At 73.7% G+C, this 730-nt stretch carries 1 protein-coding gene; it reads right to left on the bottom strand.

Features of this window, described 5'->3' with window-relative positions:
* Positions 1–88: 88 nt before the first annotated feature.
* Positions 89–565: a (2Fe-2S)-binding protein gene (locus AC2W7M_RS26725; RefSeq protein WP_486136230.1), complete on the bottom strand. Its 477-nt coding sequence runs from the start codon at positions 563–565 to the stop codon at positions 89–91.
* Positions 566–730: the final 165 nt, after the last annotated feature.

Genomic DNA, 730 nt, shown 5'->3' with positions numbered 1-730 from the left:
CGCGCCCACATGGGGGCCGGCGGCGGCGACGCGGGAAGCCGCCGTCGGCCGGCGCACCGGTCCCGCCCATCGAAGGCAAGGGGGGCGTTCATCGTGCGCCCTCTTGGTCCGCCGCGCGGGCGGCGGCCTCGATGGCATCGACGATCGCCTCGTAGCCGGTGCAGCGGCAGTAATTGCCGGAAATGGCGTCGCGGATGTCCGCGCGCTCAGGCACGCCGCCGCGCTCCAGGAGCGCGAACGCGTTCACCAGCATGCCGGGGGTGCAGAAGCCGCACTGGAGCGCGTTGCGCGCATGGAAGGTCTCCTGAAGCCGGGCCAGCGCGCCGCGCGCCACGAGGCCCTCCACGGTCTCCACCTGCCGGCCCTCCGCCTGCACCGCGAAGACGAGGCAGGCATGCACGGGCGCGCCGTCGAGCAGGACCAGGCAGGCGCCGCAGGCGCCCATCTCGCAGCCCACATGGGTGGCGGTGAGCTCCAGCTCGATGCGCAGGAAATCGGCCAAAGTGGTGCGCGGCGCCACCATGCGGGCCACCCGCGCGCCGTTGACGGTGAGCGCAAGCGGCATGAGGTCCGGTGCCGGCAGGGTCCATTGGCCCGCTCCAGCTTGCGGATGAGCCGGCCCAGCAGCACGCGGGCGAGGTGGCGCGCATTGGCGGCGGGGATTTCGGCGTCGTCCATTGGGTCGATGTTCGGCATCGAGCGCGCGCTGGGCGGCGGCGATCGCGTCGGG

This window comes from Xanthobacter sp. BG11Y11_SDJG, from assembly GCF_057364445.1.
Note: the sequence above shows the minus strand (reverse complement) of the source record. Positions and strands in the feature narration are given on the sequence as shown.